This window comes from Diplocloster modestus, assembly GCF_019042245.1.
Taxonomy (GTDB): Bacteria; Bacillota; Clostridia; order Lachnospirales; family Lachnospiraceae; genus Diplocloster; species Diplocloster modestus.
This window is the reverse complement of record NZ_JAHQCX010000003.1, coordinates 177,672-197,945: the sequence shown is the minus strand read 5'-3', so window position 1 is coordinate 197,945 and position 20,274 is coordinate 177,672. Positions and strand designations below refer to the sequence as shown.

General features: G+C 47.2%; 20 protein-coding genes, 1 tRNA gene and 1 pseudogene. 13 read left to right on the top strand and 9 right to left on the bottom strand.

Translation table 11 applies throughout. From position 1 onward, the window contains the following. Positions 1-6: 6 nt before the first annotated feature. Positions 7-795: a DeoR/GlpR family DNA-binding transcription regulator gene (locus tag KTH90_RS05865; RefSeq protein ID WP_238726435.1), complete on the bottom strand. Its 789-nt coding sequence runs from the start codon at positions 793-795 to the stop codon at positions 7-9. Between the two features lie 290 nt (positions 796-1,085). Here KTH90_RS05865 and KTH90_RS05860 point away from each other — a divergent pair, with 290 nt between their 5' ends. The 13 genes from KTH90_RS05860 (at position 1,086) to KTH90_RS05800 (ending at position 15,250) form a co-directional block, all read left to right on the top strand. After that, positions 1,086-2,444, top strand: a complete 1,359-nt coding sequence (locus KTH90_RS05860) for an ABC transporter substrate-binding protein (protein ID WP_238726434.1) — start codon at positions 1,086-1,088, stop codon at positions 2,442-2,444. A gap of 12 nt (positions 2,445-2,456) precedes the next feature. Next, positions 2,457-3,287 carry a sugar phosphate isomerase/epimerase family protein gene (locus KTH90_RS05855; protein ID WP_158350635.1) on the top strand — a complete coding sequence of 277 codons (831 nt, stop codon included), beginning with the start codon at positions 2,457-2,459 and terminating at the stop codon, positions 3,285-3,287. Between the two features lie 12 nt (positions 3,288-3,299). Then, complete coding sequence (locus tag KTH90_RS05850; RefSeq protein WP_158350637.1) at positions 3,300-4,229, top strand: carbohydrate ABC transporter permease; 930 nt, start codon at positions 3,300-3,302, stop codon at positions 4,227-4,229. Further along, positions 4,219-5,049 carry a carbohydrate ABC transporter permease gene (locus KTH90_RS05845; protein WP_238726433.1) on the top strand — a complete coding sequence of 277 codons (831 nt, stop codon included), beginning with the start codon at positions 4,219-4,221 and terminating at the stop codon, positions 5,047-5,049. The genes KTH90_RS05850 and KTH90_RS05845 overlap by 11 nt, the downstream gene beginning before the upstream one ends. 8 nt (positions 5,050-5,057) lie before the next feature. Continuing rightward, positions 5,058-6,224 (top strand): ABC transporter ATP-binding protein, encoded by a 1,167-nt coding sequence (locus KTH90_RS05840; protein WP_158350641.1) that lies wholly within the window; start codon positions 5,058-5,060, stop codon positions 6,222-6,224. Continuing rightward, a complete protein-coding gene (locus KTH90_RS05835) occupies positions 6,221-6,877 on the top strand; it encodes an HAD family hydrolase (protein ID WP_158350643.1) in 657 nt (218 codons plus the stop codon). Before KTH90_RS05840 ends, KTH90_RS05835 begins: the two co-directional genes overlap by 4 nt. A gap of 153 nt (positions 6,878-7,030) precedes the next feature. Further along, entirely contained in the window at positions 7,031-8,641 is a 1,611-nt protein-coding gene (locus tag KTH90_RS05830) for a response regulator transcription factor (RefSeq protein WP_238726432.1), read from the top strand. 11 nt (positions 8,642-8,652) lie between these two features. After that, entirely contained in the window at positions 8,653-9,684 is a 1,032-nt protein-coding gene (locus KTH90_RS05825) for a sensor histidine kinase (protein WP_158350647.1), read from the top strand. Further along, positions 9,681-11,138 (top strand): ATP-binding cassette domain-containing protein, encoded by a 1,458-nt coding sequence (locus KTH90_RS05820; RefSeq protein WP_158350649.1) that lies wholly within the window; start codon positions 9,681-9,683, stop codon positions 11,136-11,138. Before KTH90_RS05825 ends, KTH90_RS05820 begins: the two co-directional genes overlap by 4 nt. Positions 11,139-11,321: 183 nt before the next feature. Continuing rightward, positions 11,322-12,845: a sugar ABC transporter ATP-binding protein gene (locus tag KTH90_RS05815; protein ID WP_158350651.1), complete on the top strand. Its 1,524-nt coding sequence runs from the start codon at positions 11,322-11,324 to the stop codon at positions 12,843-12,845. A 22-nt stretch (positions 12,846-12,867) separates the two neighbouring features. Next, positions 12,868-13,872: an ABC transporter permease gene (locus KTH90_RS05810; RefSeq protein ID WP_158350653.1), complete on the top strand. Its 1,005-nt coding sequence runs from the start codon at positions 12,868-12,870 to the stop codon at positions 13,870-13,872. Between the two features lie 97 nt (positions 13,873-13,969). After that, a complete protein-coding gene (locus tag KTH90_RS05805; RefSeq protein ID WP_158350655.1) occupies positions 13,970-14,989 on the top strand; it encodes a substrate-binding domain-containing protein in 1,020 nt (339 codons plus the stop codon). A 188-nt stretch (positions 14,990-15,177) separates the two neighbouring features. Beyond that, positions 15,178-15,250: transfer RNA gene (locus KTH90_RS05800), tRNA-Lys, on the top strand. 257 nt (positions 15,251-15,507) lie between these two features. On the opposite strand, the gene KTH90_RS05795 is transcribed toward KTH90_RS05800, so the two are convergent. From KTH90_RS05795 to KTH90_RS05760, 8 genes and pseudogenes are all read right to left on the bottom strand, one after another. Next, positions 15,508-15,753, bottom strand: a complete 246-nt coding sequence (locus tag KTH90_RS05795) for a hypothetical protein (protein WP_158350657.1) — start codon at positions 15,751-15,753, stop codon at positions 15,508-15,510. 2 nt (positions 15,754-15,755) lie between these two features. Then, positions 15,756-16,274 (bottom strand): hypothetical protein, encoded by a 519-nt coding sequence (locus KTH90_RS05790; RefSeq protein WP_238726431.1) that lies wholly within the window; start codon positions 16,272-16,274, stop codon positions 15,756-15,758. A gap of 37 nt (positions 16,275-16,311) precedes the next feature. Further along, positions 16,312-16,725: a hypothetical protein gene (locus KTH90_RS05785; protein WP_238726430.1), complete on the bottom strand. Its 414-nt coding sequence runs from the start codon at positions 16,723-16,725 to the stop codon at positions 16,312-16,314. A 155-nt stretch (positions 16,726-16,880) separates the two neighbouring features. Beyond that, positions 16,881-17,081, bottom strand: a complete 201-nt coding sequence (locus KTH90_RS05780; protein WP_238726429.1) for a hypothetical protein — start codon at positions 17,079-17,081, stop codon at positions 16,881-16,883. A gap of 42 nt (positions 17,082-17,123) precedes the next feature. Continuing rightward, positions 17,124-17,957 carry a nucleotidyl transferase AbiEii/AbiGii toxin family protein gene (locus KTH90_RS05775; RefSeq protein ID WP_238726428.1) on the bottom strand — a complete coding sequence of 278 codons (834 nt, stop codon included), beginning with the start codon at positions 17,955-17,957 and terminating at the stop codon, positions 17,124-17,126. After that, the gene (locus KTH90_RS05770; RefSeq protein WP_158350663.1) at positions 17,954-18,547 is read right to left on the bottom strand and encodes a type IV toxin-antitoxin system AbiEi family antitoxin domain-containing protein; all 594 of its coding nucleotides are present in this window, start codon (positions 18,545-18,547) and stop codon (positions 17,954-17,956) included. The genes KTH90_RS05775 and KTH90_RS05770 overlap by 4 nt, the downstream gene beginning before the upstream one ends. A 210-nt stretch (positions 18,548-18,757) precedes the next feature. After that, positions 18,758-19,205: pseudogene (locus tag KTH90_RS05765) on the bottom strand (transposase); the annotation flags it as partial. A gap of 138 nt (positions 19,206-19,343) precedes the next feature. Further along, positions 19,344-20,195 carry a helix-turn-helix domain-containing protein gene (locus KTH90_RS05760; RefSeq protein WP_158350665.1) on the bottom strand — a complete coding sequence of 284 codons (852 nt, stop codon included), beginning with the start codon at positions 20,193-20,195 and terminating at the stop codon, positions 19,344-19,346. Positions 20,196-20,274: the final 79 nt, after the last annotated feature.

The window sequence follows — 20,274 nt, the reverse complement described above, 5'->3', positions numbered from 1 at the left end:
CCTCCGTTACGCGGTGAGTAACCGGATGCCCATTTTTTTGAGGGCGTCGGTATATTCCGGAGCGGTCTTGCGGTTTGTGATGACCGTACCGGCGAAGCCCTGGATCGTACCGATCCGATGGGCGCTTTGGTGTCCGAATTTGCTCCAGTCGCATAGAAGGATAATCTCATTGGCAATACTGCGCACGGAAGTATACATGCTGAACTGGGTCAGGTCATAGATCGTAAGACCAGCGTTTAAATCAATGCCGCTTACCCCCACAAAGGCTTTATTGACAAACACCTTATCCAGCTCCAGGGGCAGCTTCGGGCCGCCCGTATAATAGATCCCATCCATCTCCACCAACTCTCCCCCGATAAAATAAATGTGATCCAGATAAGGCGCCAGCTCGTAGACCGCACTGATGTTTGTAGTAACAACATTCAGATTCCGGTAGGGTTTCAGATATCTGGCCAAAATATAAAAAGTGCTTCCTCCGCCTAAGAAGATGGAATCATCCTCACGGATCAGCTTGACGGCTTCCCGGGCAAGCGCTTTTTTCGCGGACAGATGAGGGATATCCTCGTCCCGGGGCATGGGGCAGAGGGGCAGTGCAGCGAGGGGATTTGAAGATACAGGGACAGCCCCGCCGTGGGTGCGGATCAGCCGGCCCCGGCCGTACAGTTCATCCAGATCCTGCCGGATCGTGGTTTTGGATACCCGGAAAGCTTCGGACAACCCTATGACCGTTGCGCTGTGATTAGTCTCCAGATATTCCAGAATCAGCTCCAGACGCAGTTCCCTTTTATTTTTCATAGCGTGCATACCTCCTTGAAAACTGTGTTTTTGAGAAAATTCCCAAAATAGTAAATCTGTTTCCTGCGTTTCCTAGAGAGTATCTCATGTGAAGATAGAAAGTCAACAAGATGCGCAAAAGTTTACATAAGCTTTACCAGGATTCGATAGTAGGCGAAGAAACCCAGGATATAATAGCCATATAAAATACAGCCGGGCCTAAGTACGAACGGACCGGGTATTTTAACAATGACACCTGGGAAATGAGTAATCTCAAAAAAACAACAGTATGAATGAGGAGGAATTAAAAAATGAAAAAATTACTCGCCGGATTATTGATCGCGGGAATGGTAATGTCGATGTTTGGCTGCGGACAGCAGGATAACCCGACGGCTTCGGAGCAGCCTAAAGCCGCGGACCAGGCAGCTGATGTGACTCCTGCCGCAGACGCGGGATCGGCGTCCATGACAGGAAACGAAGGGAGAATCGAAATCGAATACTGGCATAAGAACTCGGAGACAGCAGGCGGCCCCACTATCGAGGAATACGCGAAGCAGTTTAATGAAAGCCAGGACAAATACACGATTAAACCGGTCTTCATGACAGAGGATTATAAAGGCATTATGCAGCAGCTCCAGGCGGAAGCGGCGGCGGGAAACGCTCCGGGCGTGATTCAGGTGGGATACTACTGGATCAACTATCTGGCAGATAACCATCAGTTTGTGGATATCAATACGCTGGATGCCGGGTACCTGGATAATTATCTCCCGAATATCGTAGAACTCTGCACTACATCCGACGGTAAGGTTGCGGGGATTCCGTACTCCTTAAGCACGCCGGTCATGTATTACAACAAAGAGCTGCTGGCAAAAGCCGGACTGGACACGGAAAATCTACCGAAAACCGTGGACGAGCTGTATGATTGGGCGCGGACGGTGAAAGAAAAGTCCGGCGAATACGGCCTTGCCATGGCGGCGGCCAGTGATTTCTGGCTGGAGCAGTGGGAGATCGAATCAAACGGCGGCCGGATGCTGGAGACACAGAGCGACGGCACGGTAAAAGCCGCCTTCGCGTCGGAGCAGGGAATCCAGGCACTTCAGGATATGTCGGATCTGATCAACAAAGACAAGGCGGCCGCCTATGTACTGGGCGAGGCGATCAAAGAAGCGTTTACCAGCGGTAAAATCGCTATGATCGGCGCTACCATCGGCTGGAGCACCGGAATTAAGGATGGAGCGAACTTCGATTTTGTGACAGGCCCTATGCCGGTATATGGGGATAACCAGCCCAGAGTGCCGGTTGGCGGGAATTTCCTGGCAATCACGGCTCCTACACCGGAAGAGCAGCAGGGGGCCTGGGAGTGGATTCAATACATAACCACACAGGAAGCACATGTGGACTGGACCAAAGCAACGGGCTATGTACCTCCCAGAAAAGATGTGTCGGACATGCCGGAATTCCAGGATTATCTAAAAGAGGCGCCCCAGCTCCAGGCCTGCCTGGATCAGATGGAAAATTTGGTGCCCTTCGTATCCTTCCCCGGCGATTCCGGACTGGAGATCGAGCAAAGCCTGCTGGATACCAGGGATTCGATTATGAACGGAGACCAGACCGCGCAGGAGGCATTGACTGCGGCGCAGGATCAGGCCAATGAGTTAATGGGAGAATAGGAAGGAAACAATATGGAACAATTAAACATCGCATGCTATGGATCCAACTTTGACGGTTATGATCACCTGTACGATATTGTCGATCATCTCAGATTTGCAAATGCCGGTGTGGAGCTATCCATGTTTCCGGACAATACAGAATACACCCGCTGTCTGAAAGGACAGCGGGAACATTTCCGGGCATTCCCGGTCACCTTTCATGGCCCCTATCTGGAGGTGGAAGCAACCGAACCGCAGGATACGCCCGGCAGCTGCAAAATATTACAGGCCTATCGGGAGGCGTTCCCAATCTGCCGTGAGTTTTCCGCACGCTCGATCGTGATGCATACGAACCAGAGAACGATCACTCCGTATAATAAAGAAGAACTTCAGAGGAACGCGGTTCAGAATATCACCCGGATCGCTCAAATGGCGGAAGACCTGCAGGTCAATCTGCTGGTAGAGAATGTGGGGGAGTCAGACTGCGGAAATCTGCTGTTTGATGAAGATGAATTCATCTCCCTGTTCTGGGAACTCCCGTCCAATGTGGGCTGTCTGATCGATATCGGACACGCGGTTATCAATAATTGGGACTTAGAACATGTCATCCGGGTACTGCGAAAAAAGATCAGGGCCTACCACCTGCACAATAATGACGGGATAACGGATATCCACAGACCGCTGTTCGAGCCTGGGAGGAAACTGTCCCTGGACGGCATCCGCCGGCTTTTCGCATGTATGGAGAGGGAGACACCGCACAGCGACTGGATCCTGGAATACGCGCCGGGGCCGCATATTACCAGAGAACTCATGATCAGCGAGGTGACACAGCTCCTTCATATTCTGGAAGAAATTCATTCGTGAGGAGCGGACGAGATGAAAACAGAGGGTAATAAAAAGCAAAGAAGAGATACTAAGAAACAGAGGCTGCAAAGAGAAAAAGGTCTGGCCGCGCTGCTGCTGGCGCCGACTCTCATTGTCTTTTCGATCTTCATGTTCTGGCCGCTGATCCGGACGGTGGAACTTAGTTTTTATAAATGGAACATGTCCAGTCCGGATAAAAAGTTCGTAGGTCTGGATAATTATCTAAAGGTATTGACTTCACCGGTTATCGGTAAAGTGCTGGCGAATACGCTGTGGTATATCCTGCTATTTATACTCATCGATTTTGTACTGCCTTATCTGATCTCCTATCTGCTCTCCTTCGTGATCAAAAAAGGAAATGCCTTTTATAAGACCTCCCTGTTCATGCCCAGCCTGATCTCGCTGGTCGTAGGCGCAATCATTATGTCCTGGATCTTTAATCCGCTGTCCGGCCCGCTTGCCTCGATCGGAAAAAGCTTTGGAATAGAGTTTCCCGTCTGGTCTCAGACCAGCGGACTGGTCATCGTGGTCCTAAGCCTGATCACTTCCTGGAAGATCTTCGGGTATAACATTATCGTACTTTTAGCGGGAGTGGCCAGCGTACCCATGGAACTGATCGAGACAGCCAGGCTTGAAAAAACCCCGAACTGGCAGATTTTTTTGAAAATCGTGGTTCCCATGAGCGCGTCCACCGGCATCTATGTGCTGCTGATCACGGTCGTCTGGGGGCTTCAGTGGGTCTATACTCCCATCAATGTAATCACGCAGGGCGGGCCCAACAATGGAAGCTCCAATATTATCTACGCGGTTTACAAGGAGGCGTTCAACGTGTTCCAAACGGGTTCGGCCTCAGCCCTGGCGATATTGACCATGCTCTTTTTCGGCCTGCTTCTTTTTTTGGAAATACGGTTTGTGGAGAAAGGGATCTACTATGAGAATTAAATCAAAAAAATCCGCTTTTCTGGCCCATCTGCTGCTGATTATACTGGTGGCGGTCATGTTCTATCCGATCCTGTTCGCCGTGGCCAATTCCTTTAAGACGCAGAAGGAAATCTACGGAAATGTTCTTTCCCTGCTTCCGAAAGCGCCGACCATCGAAAATTACATAACGATTACAACGAAAATCCCATACTTTCGAATCGTAGCCAATACTTTATTCATCGCGGTGATTGTAATGGTATTTAAGGTGTTTACCGGCTTCATCGCCGCGTATGCATTTGTTTATCTGAATTTCCCCGGAAAGAAGCTTTTGTATTTTATTTTTATCAGTACCATGTTTATTCCCTTTACGGTCACGATGATTCCAAACTACATCACCATATCCGGGATGGGGATGCTGGACAGTGTGTATGGGGTGCTGTTACCTCAGCTCAGCGATGCGATGGGTATTTTTTTGCTGAGACAGCAGATGCGGTCCATCCCTCCGGCCATGATCGAAGTGGCCAGGCTCGAGAAGACGCCCCACCGGAAAATCATGGCATCCATCGTGCTCCCGGTGATCCGGCCGGCGGTAGTTTCCACAGCAATTATATTTTTCATTAATTCCTGGAACGAGTATGTGTGGCCCAGACTAATCCTGAAGTCTGAGGAAGTATATACCTTATCCCTGGCGCTCCAGAAGTTTGTGGGGGCGGAAGGAAGCCCGGACATGGCGATCTCCATGGCAATGGCCACCGCGACCATGATTATCCCGCTGATTCTGTTCGCCTGCTGCCAGAAATACATCATGAGCACCTTTGCCAGCTCAGGAATGAAAGGATAGACGATAGGATGAAATCAATACGTTTTGAACATATAGAAAAGAGTTACGGAAAGAATACGGTGATCCGGGACCTGAACCTTGAGATCCGGTCAGGAGAACGGGTGATCCTGCTGGGGCCTTCCGGCTGCGGAAAGACCACGACACTGCGTATGATCAGCGGCCTGGAAAGCGTTACTTCCGGCAATCTGTATATGGGCGGTGAAGTGGTAAATGATGTGGACAGCGGGGACCGCAATGTTGCTATGGTGTTCCAGAATTACGCGCTGTTTCCTCATATGAGCGTGTATAAAAATATCGCGTTCGGTTTGAGAACCTATAAGCTTAAAAAAGACGCCGTACGGGAAAAGGTGTCCCGTATCATGCATGTGCTGGAACTGGATGGTTTGCAGGACCGGCTGCCCAGAGAACTGTCCGGGGGACAGCGCCAGAGGGTGGCGCTTGCCAGAGCAGCGGTGAAGCAGGCCGATTACTTTCTGCTGGACGAACCGCTGTCCAATCTGGACGCCCAGCTGAGAGTCCAGGCCAGAAAAGAACTGGTACGGCTGCATGAGATGTACCATCCGACCTTCGTCTATGTAACACATGACCAGATAGAGGCCATGACAATCGGACAGAAGGTGGTGTTAATGTACCGGGGAGATATCCAGATGGCAGACACCCCGTACAATATTTATTACCGGCCGGCCAACGTGTTTACCGCCCGTTTCATTGGTTCGCCTCCGATGAACATCGTACCTGGAAGATTAACGGGCAGGGAAGTGCTGGCCGGTGATTTTCATATCCCATTGACAGATCCATGGCTAAAACGCCTGGAAAGATATCAGGGACAGGAGCTTTTGCTGGGCATACGGCCCGAAGAGATGCGGCTGACTATGAATGCGGACAGTGAGGGCCTGAGGGTGACGCCGAAATATATAGAGAACTACGGAAACCGGCTTGGAGTCTATTGTATGCTGGGGGATGCGGAGTGCATTGCCAGTGTCGAACAAGGCAGCGGTCTGTCCTTCACGGGCAGGATATTCCTGGTGATCCCGCCGGACAAGATCAGCTTCTTTGATCCCAAAACAGAGGAAAATCTTGGTTATCCCGTGGAATACCTTCCTGCCGAAGGGGATGCTCTTTGGGATGCGGAGCAAAAACTTTCCGGAAATATACATAAGGAGCGGATACATTGAGAGAGAGACAATTAGTGATATTTGATTTTGACGGAGTCATTATGGATACGGAATGGGCCCACGAAGAAGTAAAAAGAGAGATGTGCCGGGAGCGTAAGATTCCCTGCCCGGATAATCTGGCATTTGCAGTGGGACACAGCGTCCGGGATTCCTGGTCACATATATTGGGAGAGAAGCGGACGGATTCTCTGGTGGAAGAACTGGCCCGCAGCCAGTTTCAGCGGACATACCGAAAATTGCGGGAAAAGCGGCAGCAGCTGCCAGGCGGCCTTAAGGGCCTGCTTCAGAACCTGAAGGCGTCCGGATATCTTCTGGCCGTCTGTTCGGGTTCGGACGAAGATTTTGTGAGAGCGATTCTAAAAGACTGGAAATTGGATCTGCACTTTGATCACGTCCAGGGCGGGGATGGAATCCCGAAACTGAAACCCGCCCCAGATATCTATCTTGTTTTGCTTAAACAGGCCGGAATTCCGGCAAAGGAGGCGGTGGCTGTGGAGGACTCCTTATCGGGAAGCCGTGCCGCCAGAAGTGCCGGAATCCACTGCATCCGGTATACAGACGGAGGCCGGAATCAACAGCCGTTAGATGAGGGTGAAATGACAGTGGATACCATGGAAGAACTGGAAAAAATCCTGCAAAACGTGCCTATTTGATAACAATTTCATGATTTTTTACGTATTTTACCCTATTAAATTCCCTGGGTTTAAGTTGACAATTAGAACGAATCCCAATACAATAAATTTAGTAAAGTTGTTTTACCATAATATGTATAAGGGTATTTATTTAAACAAAAAGGGGTAAAATGGATGCTGTTAAAAGTAATCATCGCAGATGACGAGGATAAAGTATGCCAGCTCATATATGGACTGATAGACTGGGAATCACTGGGGATGGAAGTGATCGGGATCGCCCATAACGGCCTTGAAGCGCTGGAAATGGTGAAAACCCTGGAGCCGGATCTGATGATCACGGATATAAGAATGCCCGGATACGATGGTTTAGAATTGATCGAACGCTCAAAAGAAATCAGCGATACACTGGAATTTATCATAATCAGTGGTTTCCGGCATTTTGAGTACGCGCAGCATGCGATTAAATACGGGGTGGGAGACTACCTGCTGAAACCGATCAAAAAAGAAGAACTGACCCATACCCTGGAACAGATCGCGGAAAAACATATGCTGCGGACGGAGCGTATAAGCAACGAGGAGCGATTGAAAATGCGGCTCCAAAGTGACATAGACAGACTCAGGGCAAACCTGTTCCTGGAGATCATGATGAAGCCGGAACAGGAGTATTTGGCTCTTGCTCAGGTGAACGAAGATTACCACTACCACTTCCGGGAGGGCTGTTTTCAGGTGGCTGTCGTGAAATATGACTGCGGTGCGGATGAGCAGTATGACAGCAGCATCAAGGTGTTGGAGGAGAAAGTCGTTCAGATTATGAACCGGCTGCTTGGCGGCGAATGTTTTGATATGGAGCACTTTGGCCTTGAGAACAGCAGCTACTATCTGTTGAATTATAAGGCGGATAATAAAAAGCTGATCAGAAAACAGCTGAAAGAAGTGCTGGATGAGCTGAGCGTCCAGAAGAGTGCCTTTGGTTATGTGGAATTTACCATCGGGGCCGGTGAAACAGTGGAGCAGATCGGAAAGATCGCCTCTTCCTACGAAGGCGCCCGCGAGGCCATCGCGCAGCAGCTGATCGAGGGGACTGGCCGGCTGATTGATCATGTGCAGAGACATGACCAGAAGGAGCAGGTGGACGTCCTTCTGGCCGGTTTCAACAAAGCCATGGATCAGGCGCTGGAGATTCTGAATAAAGACGCGGCCTTAAAGACGATTGCGGATCTTAGGGCAGCTGTGGGAAGCGTCCGTGATATGAACGGGATAGATATCTTGAATCTGGCCCTGGAGGCGTGCGGTACTTATGCTATGCTGGTGCGCAAGAACCAGCTGCCGCTTCCGGAAGGCGATATTCTGAAGAAATTTAAAAAATACGCACAGCGGTGCGGAAGTGTGGATGAAATATTTTACTATTTTTCCGATCTGGTTTCTCTGTCCCTGGAGTTCATGCTAAAAGAAAAGAAAGAGGAAAACATCCGGCCCATCCGGCTGGCGAAGCAGTACATACAACAAAATTTTATGAAGTCGATATCGCTTGAGGATGTGAGCAGTGTGGCAGGATTCAATGCCACTTATTTTAGCTCACTGTTCAAAAAGGAGACCGGCAGTAACTTTGTCGAGTATTTGTCGGAGATACGGATGAACCGGGCAAAGGATCTGCTGAAAGAGACGAATATGAGCATTGCCGCTGTCTGTGAAGCAGTGGGTTATAATGATTTGAAACATTTTACCAAAAGCTTTAAGAAGGCCACCGGCATCAAACCGGGAGAATATCGCAAATTGTATTCTTAGGAGATATCCATATGAAGAGGAAACAGACCCATTACCTGTCCTGCCGTATGAAAATCATGGTTGCCATCATGGCAGTGATTCTCCTGCTGATGCTCTGGACCCTGTCTGCCGCCGCGTTCCGGGACAGATCCTTTGTGATACCGTCAGTCCTTTCCTGGATCGGGTGCTTCGCGTTGGGATATGGCTGTGTGAAATGGCTGTACCGGCCTTACAAAGAAAATACAAAGGTATTGCATCTGTTTGTGACCGGATACCTGTTTGAGGGGGTTTTTAACCAGAGGGTGGATATCAATCCCGAGACGGCTCAGGCCATGGATAAGTTCCGGGATATGATTAAAACCAACGAACTGATCAGCGCCTCCAAAAAGCAGGCGCAGTATCTGGCTTTGCAGAATCAGATCAATCCGCATTTCCTGTACAACACCCTGGAGGGGATCCGTGGGGAGACGATGAAAGCCGGGCTGGAAAATGTGGCGAAAATGACGGAAGCGCTGGCAACGTTCTTTCAGTACACCATATCCAATGTGGAACATCTGGTAACGTTGGAAGATGAACTGAAAAATGTGCAGAACTACTACATTATCCAGCAGTACCGCTTCGGAGAGCGGCTGTCCCTTCAGATACGTGACCGTACTGAGGAGGAGGAAGAAGCCATGCAGTACCGGCTTCCGAAACTGACGCTTCAGCCTATCGTGGAGAACTCCATCTTCCATGGGATCGAGCGCAAGATCGGCAGGGGGAATCTGGAGATCGGGATCGAGACAACACCGAAGCGACTGATTATCACTGTGTCGGATGATGGGCTGGGGATAGAACGCAAGTCTTTGGACGAACTGAACGCCAAGTTGAGCAGCAGCTCCGTGGACACGGTGAAAGCGGATACGGACGCCAAGGGCGGAATCGCTATTGTCAATGTGAACAGCAGGATCAAGCTGCTGTTCGGGGAAGAATATGGTATTTGCATCTACAGTACCCAGAATATAGGCACGGATGTGGAGATCACACTTCCTCTGATTAAAAAAGATATGAAGGAAATCCTATGAGAGAAGAAATTCTGAGACTGGAGAATGTCACCCGGGTTGTGGATGATGTGGTTCTTCTGGACAAGCTGAACCTGCATATCTTTTGCGGTGAAATCATGGGTGTAGTCTGCCTGAACGGGTATGGGCAGGAGAGCTTAATCGAACTGATTGGTCAGAATCTGCCCATTCTCTACGGACGGATTTATTTTCATGAAGAGCTGGTCAACAACTATGCCCACAGTTCGAATACGCTGAACAAGGTCTATGTGATCGAAGATCCCACGAAGCTGGTCAAAGATCTGTCAGTGGCGGACAATGTATTCGTGCTGCGCAGAGGCTTTCGAAATTATGTGATCAAATCCCATGTGCTGAACCGGCAGTTAAAAATGCTTATGGATGAGCTGGGGATCCAGATTGACGGGAAAACCCAGGTGGAGGTGCTGTCCCCCTTTGAAAAATGCGTGGTGGAACTGTTAAAGGCGGTGACCATGGGCGTCAAACTGATAGTAGTGAGGGATATCAGTAATTTTATCAGTACGGCCGACCTGCCGAAATTCCAGAGGCTGATACGGATGTATGCAGCCCAGGGGGTTTCTTTTTTATATGTCTGTAACCATCATGAAGAGGCTTTTAAGATCTGTGATCGGATTTCCCTGATGGAAAACGGGAAAATACTGAGGGTTTTAGAGAGGGCAAATTTCCGGCGTGAATTGATTAAGCCGTACTATGACAACGCCTTTCACAGAGAAGAAATCCCTTACAAAGAGGGAAATGGCGTGCTGCGGTTCCAGGATGTGGTGACCAATAATATGGACGGACTAAGCTTCCAGATCGAAAAAGGGGAGTGTGTTATCCTTCTGGATATCAACCATACAGTGGCGGACGACATTGTCCGGGTGATGAACGGGGAAATGGATGTCATATCCGGAGAAGTCCGGCTGGAGGAAAAACCGTACCGGATAAAATCCTCCAGGGAGGCGCTGCGGGCGGGTATTGCCTTTATCGGACAATATCCCATACCGGGTATGCTGTTTGAAGATATGAGTTATATTGAAAATCTGTGTTTTCTTCTGAGTGAAAAGTCGAAGAGGATCTGGTTTGACAGGCGTGTCTTAAAAAGTGTAATCAGGGAATATGAACCGCTTATTGGACCGGATATCCATGCTAAAAATATCACGGAGCTAAGTCTGAGCTCTCTCTATAATCTCGTCTATTACCGGGTTCACGTCTATCACCCCAAAATCTTATTCTGTGTCCAGCCCTTTGCGGATGCGGATATGCCGCTGCGCTCGCAGATCATCCTGCTGCTTCAGCAGTTGAAAAAGAAAGGGATTGCGGTGGTAATCCTGGCGACCAGTTTTTCCGATTCGCTGATGGTGGCGGACCGGATGCTCCAGGTGGAAAATGGAAAATTAAGCCAGGAATTTGACCGGGCCCAGTTCCATCACTTCAGCCAGGACGCAACGGTTATCTGAACGATGAAATATGTGAATAGTACTAAAAATCATCTGAAGAAATTGTCTAATTTGTACATGAAGTACAAAAATATCTGAAAAAAAGCCCTACAATTCAAAAACCATCCCCCTTAACGGGCTTTAATCCGTTTGCTATACTGATATCACAGAACAAGAGAAAGTGTAAGGTCGGGTGATAGAAGGATGCAGGATTATATAGTTGAGATTAGCCATGTGAGTAAAACATTCCCCGGTGTAAAAGCGTTGGATGACGTTTCCTTTCATTTGCGTGCGGGAGAGGTTATGGCGCTGCTGGGTGAGAACGGCGCCGGAAAATCCACACTGATGAAGGTACTGAGCGGTGTGTATACAAGAGACTGCGGTGAAGTAAAGATATTCGGCAGGCCCCAGGGGGATCTGACGCCGAAGCTGGCCCAGGAGCTGGGAGTCGCTATCATTCACCAGGAGCTGAATATGTGTGCCCATCTGTCGGTGGCAGAGAACATCTTCCTGGGGCGGGAAGAGATACATACCGGCGTGCTGGCAAACCGCCAGATGTGCAAAAAGGCCCGGGAAGTGCTGGAACGTCTGAATATTGACATCGATCCGAATATGATCGTGGGGGACCTGCAGGTGTCCAAACAGCAGATGGTGGAGATCGCAAAAGCGCTTGCTACAAACGCCAGGATCCTGATTATGGATGAGCCTACATCTGCGCTGACCTCTAAGGAAATCGATGATTTATTTGTGATCATCCACAAGCTGAAAGAAGAAGGATGCGGGATTGTCTATATCTCCCACCGCCTGGAGGAATTGCAGCACATTGTGGACCGGGTCACCATTATGAGGGACGGTAAATATATCACGGAGATGAACTATGCGGATACGAGGCTGGAAGACATCATTTCCCTGATGGTCGGCCGTGAGATTAAGGAAAAGTTCCCCCGGGTACAGTGCAAACGGGGAAAGAAAATCTTCGAAGTCCGGGGATTGAATGCGGGTAAGATGGTCCGGGATGTAGATATAGAGCTGTACGAAGGTGAGATCGTAGGAGTCGCGGGATTGATGGGCGCGGGACGTACCGAAACGACAAGAGCCATCTTCGGGGTGGATCAAAAGGAGAGCGGTGAGATTATCCTGGATGGCAGCAAAGTGGATATACACAATCCCATGGATGCGATAAAGGCAGGCATCGTTCTTGCCCCCGAAGACCGGAAAAAAGACGGCCTGTGTACCAAGCTCAGTATCCGGGAAAACATCGCGCTTCCCAACCTGGATATTCTCTGCAACAAGGCTGGGGTGGTGAACCGGAGAAAAGAGCGGACCATGACGGAAAAAGCGGTGGTGGATCTGAAGATCAAGCTGCCCAATGCCGAGGTAAACGCGGCGACGCTTTCCGGAGGGAATCAGCAGAAGGTAGTGGTGGCCAAGTGGCTGGCCAGAAATTCCAGAGTAGTTATTTTCGATGAGCCGACTAGAGGAATTGACGTAGCGGCAAAGGTTGAAATTTATAATCTGATGAATCAGCTGAAGCAGCAGGGAATTGGTGTTCTGTTTGTATCCTCGGAGATGCCGGAGGTTATGGGGATCAGCGACCGCATTATTGTCATGTGTGACGGGCGGGTAACCGGTGAACTGAACCGGGAGGAAGCGACCCAGGACCTGATTCTGAAGTTTGCGACCAGATTTGATAATAAATTAGACAATCACGCTGCGGTAAATAATTAGAGGAGCTAAGGAGATAAAAACAATGGAAAAGAAAGAAAAGAATAATTTTTTTAAAAGCTTTATGGCCATCCGCGGAATCGGGCAGGTCATTACGGTTACCGTCGGTCTGATTGTATTGTGTATTGTATTCGGCATTATGAGCCCCACCTTTTTCTCGGGAAGAAACGTAACCAATCTTCTGCGTCAGGTGGCTCCGATCCTGCTGGTAGGCATCGGACAGTCCTATGTGCTGATTACGGGAAATATCGACCTGTCTATTGGGTCCGTGATCGGAATGAGCACTATGACCTCCGCCACCTTGATGACCAGAGGGGTAAATCCCTGGGTCGCGGTAGTGATTACGATGGCAGCCTGTCTGGTGGTAGGTGTCGTCAACGGTACGTTGGTGGCAAAATTCAATCTGCCGCCCTTCATTGCCACCCTGGGTACCATGACAGTGGCCCGGGGTATTGCCCAGATTGTAAATAATAATTATAACACGGACGCCATCGGCGATGCCGCGCAGGGATTCCGGGATTTCTTCTATTACGGGAAAACCTTAGGAATATACAATCCGGTTTGGATCGCTATTATACTGTTCCTGATCTTTAACTTTATACTCAGCAGAACCAGGACCGGACGTCATACATACGCGGTCGGAAGCAATATAGAGGCAGCCAAGCTGTCCGGTGTCAATGTGTTCGGCACCGTGTTAAAGGTATATCTGGTCAGTTCCTTCTGCGCCTGTGTGGTCGGTCTGATTACCTGTGCCACTGCCGGGATGGGAACCATGGATGCCGGAAATATGTACGAAATGTATGCAGTTGCGGCTTCGGTTATCGGGGGTGTGTCTACCCTGGGCGGACAGGGACTGCTGTTCGGTACCGTGATCGGCGCTTCCATCTGGGGCGTACTGCAAAACGGGCTTCAATTTGTGGGAGCACCGGTCGGTATGAGAAATGTAGTGATCGGTATTATAGTCATTGTTTCGGTATTGCTGGATGTCATTATACGCACGGGAAGGAAACCGAGAAAAAAGGCAAATTAAAAAAGCCAGGTAGTTTCAGGGGATTTGCAGGATGACTCATGGGATGATTAAAGCACAGGATGCTTTGATTATAAAATTGAAAAGGGAGGTTTCAAATATGAAACGAAAAGTATTATCCGTACTGTTATGTGCAGGAATGATCGCGACTATGCTTGCGGGCTGCGGCCAGAAGAATGAGGAGGCTGCTGCGCCTGCGGCTGACGATTCCACTGCAAAGGAAAGCCCGGCGGCTGACGCAGCGGCCAGTGATGATGCCGCAGCTCCTGCCGCGGATTCCGGAGAAAAAGTAAAAGTAATTCTGATCACCATGGACAGCTCCGACCAGCACTGGGTATCGGTTGACAAAGGGGCAAAAGAAGAAGCGGAAGTTCTTGGCAACGTGGACTATAAGTGGATGGCTCCCGATAAAAAGGACGATGCGCAGCAGATCGAGCGTGTTAATAACGCGGTAGCGGACGGAGCGGATGCAATCATGATCGCCGCCAACGGACCAGACGCCATCACCGCGGTTCTGGAAGATGCAAAGTCCCAGGGCGTGAAGATCATATATGTGGACTCTCCGGCTAACACAGAAGCGGAAGCAACGTTCTCTACAGACAACAAAGCTGCCGGCAAGACCGCAGGAGAAGAGATGTTAAAAGCATTGGAAGCAGCAGGCAAGAAAGACGGCAAGATCGGTATCGTGAACATCAGCGCCTCCACGGATTCTACCGCCAACCGGGAAGCTGGATTCAGGGAAGCCTTCGAAGGTTCCGCTTATGAAATCCTTGAGACCCAGTACGGCGAGGGTGACGCCGCAAAATCCCAGGATATCGCAGACAACTATATCACAGACGGCTGTGTAGGTATCTTCGGATGCAACGAGGGCGCGACTGTAGGTGTCGGCAATGCCATCAAAGGAGCAGGCGGCGGTGTGATTGGTGTTGGTTTTGATAAATCCGACGCGATTCTCGGCTTAATCAAAGATGGTTCCCTGGTAGCCTGCATGGCTCAGAATCCTGATGTAATGGGTAAAATGGGTATGGACGCGGCAGTTGCAGCCGTAAAAGGCGAGCCGATAGCAGAAACACAGGTAGATACCGGCGTTTCCGTACTGACCAAAGACACGATCCAGTAGGGAATGATTAGCTGAAAGCAGATTATACAGAGAGCGGTATCAGGCAGCGCGGCTAACTGGGAGGGGCCTGTCCCCTCCCAATTGGCTGTGAATAGTAACGAATTTCTTAGAAAATTTAAGAAATTTGGAAAAAATACTTGCATTTTAAAAAGCTTTCAGATATAATAACTCTTGCGTTGTGAATATTCGCGCTGCTAGCTCATTTGGTAGAGCACCTGACTCTTAATCAGGGTGTGCAGGGTTCGAGCCCCTGGCGGCGCATCTGGGTACTGTTTTTGTAGACATAGAGCTACGGGGACGGTACTTTTTTCATGTTCTGAAACTGCCGGTTTTGAAAAAATCAGTTTTCCCGGAGGAACACTTTATCCAGGTGCGATATGTTCATTTTAGAGACTATAATCTGGTTCGCATGATGAAGATAAATCCGGGTGGTTTCGATATCTTCATGACCCATTAAAAGCACTTTCTCAATAAACAGCCTGAATGAATTTTCCTCTGAATAAAGATATGTATATGCCTCAGCCATTAGATAACCTTTTGTTCTGATATCTTCTGGCAGAATTTCGCCCAGTCACATATGCCGCTAAAGCATCGCTTCGTCCCCACTTACCGTCATAATATGAATAGCCACCTTTTTCAATTTGTACATTTGTTCTCCTCAATAGATTAGCAAGGTCATATTTATTCTCTTTTTTCAGCATCACGATAATGCCTTTCAGAAATTTGTCATTTGAGAACGGCAACTCATATGAATAATCGCTCATGGTCATTTATCTCCTATTCTTGATGGACTTTCAATCCAACTATATGTTTCGCCTTTGAATCTCTTATAAAATTCATCTCTATTATCATAGTGATGCCCCACTAAATTAGGTCGGATATCATCTCTTACCGATAGGATTAATTCTTTCTCTGCCTCATTATCCACCAAGGCCATCATAGCAAGAACATAACCTGCATATAAACCATCCAAATATCCATCTTGATGGAAATTTGCAATCAAAAGTTCATCTGGAAGTCCATTATACCCTTTGGGAACGAGTCCTTTTTTATACAGTTCTCTTGACCATACTTCTGCTATCTCATCCACTGTTTCAGGCTTGTCTACTATCTCTTTTATTTTCTTCTCTATTTTCTCCGGCAATTCAGGAATTTTAGCTTTTAAAGACTGAGAAAATGTTGTTATTACCATTTTCATGATAGCCTTCATTTCTTCATTGACTGCTAATTTAACATCGTCGGCTACGTTTTCGCCAAGATGTACAGTATTCTTCTTTTCGGCCATATTCTTATACCTCACATTTCTATTTTGCGTAATGATATTATTCCGGTTCAGGTAAACCAAAGTCTTTGTCCGTACATTTTCTTATAATCTGCTTTGTTTTTTCTACGGGTAGCGGAGTAGCATCCTCAGCAAAATACTCAATGTCAACTACTTTTACGATTGCTTCGTGATTATCTTTTCCTGCAGGGGCTATGACATAATCATCAACCTCGATGCTGTCATCCTCCGTTAAATAATAGTAGGATTTCTGTCCTTCATCGAAGATTACACTGCAAAAAATATAATCTGTAGTACGGCGCTTTGCTTTGCCATACACAGATGGATCAAGTATTTCTCCCAAACCGTAAAAACGGATGAAGTCATATACTGTATCTGCAAATTTCTCGAAATCATCCAACAGGCTCTCTATGCCGCCTTCAATTTCATACTTTCGAGAAACCTTACATCCCATGCCAATATTCTGAATATGCTCAAGTCTTTCTGTTTCCCTGTCAATAATCAGTTGCCCTATATAATCCTAAGTTACAAACTCCCATGTAGCACCTTCCAAAACTTCCTTTGGTTTGATTTTCGTCAGCCTGCGATAATCCAGTACTATTCGGTTAATCATATTGGGGTTATTATTGCCATCTTGACAGCCTTTCCGTAGACACGCCCAAAGGCATGACCGCAGTCCATCTCAAAACCGAGTGCAGTACAATCATCTGTCATATAATGGTCAGAAAGTTCTATGTAATTTATTTTCTGGTCTCTGAATTTATCCATCCACTTCACAGCGAACTCATGTATCTGATTCATATCAGCCACTGTGGTCACCTCCAGTCATCTCATTAATTCTTGCCTTTTCTTTTAAGAGTCCCGCATCAGCCGCTTCAAAACCTCCATAATTTGCTCGTAAGATACATCTTGAGCATACACAAATTTTTTCTGATATTTTGTCCACGTATCCTGCAATTCTTCACTGCTGGCTATTAGTGTAATTATTGCTTTTGTATCTGCAATATTTTCTGTGCTTCCTCTATGTACTGCCGTAGCTGCAAGTGCTTCTTGGAACACCTTCTTATCGTACTTTTGCGTCGTACCAAGAATGTAAATATCATAATAATCTCTCGGTCTTGTACTGAAAATGCCACGACTCAGAATCGTTTCCACCTTCTCAGCCATTACTGTTTCAATATTATAACCCCAAAGTTTAATGCGAACGTTATCATCAAAAATCCCGCCAAATTCATACTGCACAGCAGACGGGGTTATCACATCGCCTGTAGACACATCTATTGAAAGCAGAGTAACTATCGTATCATAGACTGCATTGAGTCTCACACAAAATCCACCGTATCTGTCATCCTTGCGAATCGGTGCGATGGATACCATTTCAAAAGCCACATCATCTCCAAGGCTGATACTGCATATGCTCTTTACTGCTTCCACAACTTTTTCTTCCGTCAGTGGCAGATTTTTTAATGTGGTGTCCAAATCCATCGTAGATCTGGTATCTAATCCCACAATGGCCGCAATCAGCATTCCACCCTTTATTATGAATTTTTCGCTGTACTCCGATTTTGACATTCTTGCCAAGAACCGCTCGAACATATAATTCTGGAGGACTAACTGTGCAGCGATATTGCTGCTCTTAGCATAATTTTTTATTTTTGCTTTCATGCTCATCGCCTTTGAACTCATAACAACACCTCCAGATATTTTTTCAATTCTTTTCCCACTTTGAACTGTTTTGCATACACAGACAGAAGATTCAAATGTTTTTTATCATATATGGCATAATTCTTAATAGCGCTGATCACTGTTTCTTCATCACAGCGGTTACGACATCTCAAAAAATCACAAATTGTTCTTTCAATATTATAACATCTGACTGTGTTTCCAAATGTAGTGCTTTTTTCTATGATTCCGATATCATGCAGTTCTGGTTTCACATAAAAGCAAAGGCATTCGCCTTTTAGTGAATTTGGCAGTGCTGCATTGCTTGGAATTGTAACTGTATGCATAAAGGGTGTTCGTTCTGACAATTCATTTAGGAACAGTGCGGTGTCATGTGAAAAAACAATTTTATCAGAACGCAGCATCAATGTGTACATATCATCATGCACAGCAGTTGGAAGTGTATAAACACCATGTCTGCATCGTTCCAACAGTCCTTCTTTTACGTAATTCGTCAGCAGTTGTTTTGAATATCCTAATGAAAGAACTTGAGATGTGGTTATCATATTATTATTCTTTTTGATTTCATCATAAATCGTCTGGTTGATATTCATCCTTCCACCTCCATTGTTGACTTTTGAATGATATTTTATCAAATATCAATTCAAAAGTCAATATGCGTGAGTTGACTTTTAAATAGATATAAGTTATTTTTTCGATTCAAAAGCAAAACACCCTGCATTTCTGCAAGGTGCTGTTTATTCGCATTCGCTTATCTTTCCACATCCACGCTCGTACCAGATTTAAACTCAACCGTGAATATGGCTTCCTGTAAAGATATCATTGATGTCAGAAACCAGCCCGGAATCCTCCGGCTTTTGCCTGGTTTCATAATAATAGATGCTTCTGTTTACTTTTAGGACACGGCACATTGCTGATACAGAGTGTTTGTGAGCGTTCGCACGAATCACATTTACTTTCGTCCTAAGATCAGCGCCGCTTGTTTTAAAATGTCGTTCTCCATCCGAAGCTGCTGATTTTCTTTTTTCAGTTTCAGCAGTTCCTCCTGTTCGGGAGTACGATTATCTTTCTCATGGAACGAGTCGGAATTTTCAGCCTGTTTCAGCCATTTGTCAAATAGGGATGTGGCAGCATATCATATTCACCGCAAATATCGCATCTGCGCTTACCCGAATGCTACAGATCAATCAACTGATTTTTAAATTCATCAGTATACTTACGTGGTTTTCTTCTTTGCTTTGGTTCGCTCATAATCACTTACTCCTTTAATAATGATATTATTTTATATGACCTTAAAATAATTGTCCAGTTTATTGCAGCCTATCCACACCCCATCCTCAAGTGGACAGATGACACAGCCTTACTTTTGCTCGTGCTGTGGATCGCAGGTTAGAACGGCAGCTTCCGGAATTTTCCCGGGGACATTCCCTCGTTTTTGTGGAAACAGGAGACGAAGTTCGATTCACTTTTAAATCCGGTGGTAAACCCAACCTCCCTGATTGTCATCGCAGTATTCTTCAAAAGCCTCTTCGCACGGTCCAGCCGGTAGTGCATCAGATATTCATAAGGCGAATAGCCGGTTTCCTTTTTGAACATCCGTGAGAAATAGAAGATACTCAGGTTCACGGTGCCGGCCAGGGTTTTCACGTCCAGGTCCTCCCTATAGTGCTCTTTGATATAATCCAGTATTTGCTGGATCATCTGCCGGTCCTGGCCGGAGTCGGCCGTCGAACCGGACATCTGGAAGGGAAGGCCCAGCAGAGTGTGAAGCAGAAGGGAAATTTCGCTCTCAGTCAGAATCTTCTCCTTGCGGTAATGGAAAACCAGGCGGCGGAAAGCCTCATCGTAAGGTCCGATATCCGCCGGCCGTAATATGGTTCCGCAGGAATGTAATATTTCCCGGTAAAAATCCCCGGAAGTATTGCCGTCAAAATGAATAAAACGAAACCGGACGTCCCGCTTCGTATAATACTCATGATGCTGGTAACAGTTGATCCAAATAAGATCCCCTTGTTCCGCAGTTTCATAGCGTTTCTCTCCGGGCAGCTTAATGGTCAGGCTCCCGTCTAAGATCTGGATTAACAGATAACTGTTATAACTGTCCCTGTTTACATGGTAGGGCACTTTACAGCTGAATTCCCCGCAGCAGATTCCATAAAAAAATAACTTTTTCGCTATTCCGCTGGGTGTACTGAAATAATAATCCGAGCAGTCTAAAACTCCTGGTTCCAGGCATTTCATGGGTACACCTCCAGATAATATTAATTTGTATGATTAATAGAGCAAGATTTCGAAATAAGTGGGCAGGTTAAAGGAATGT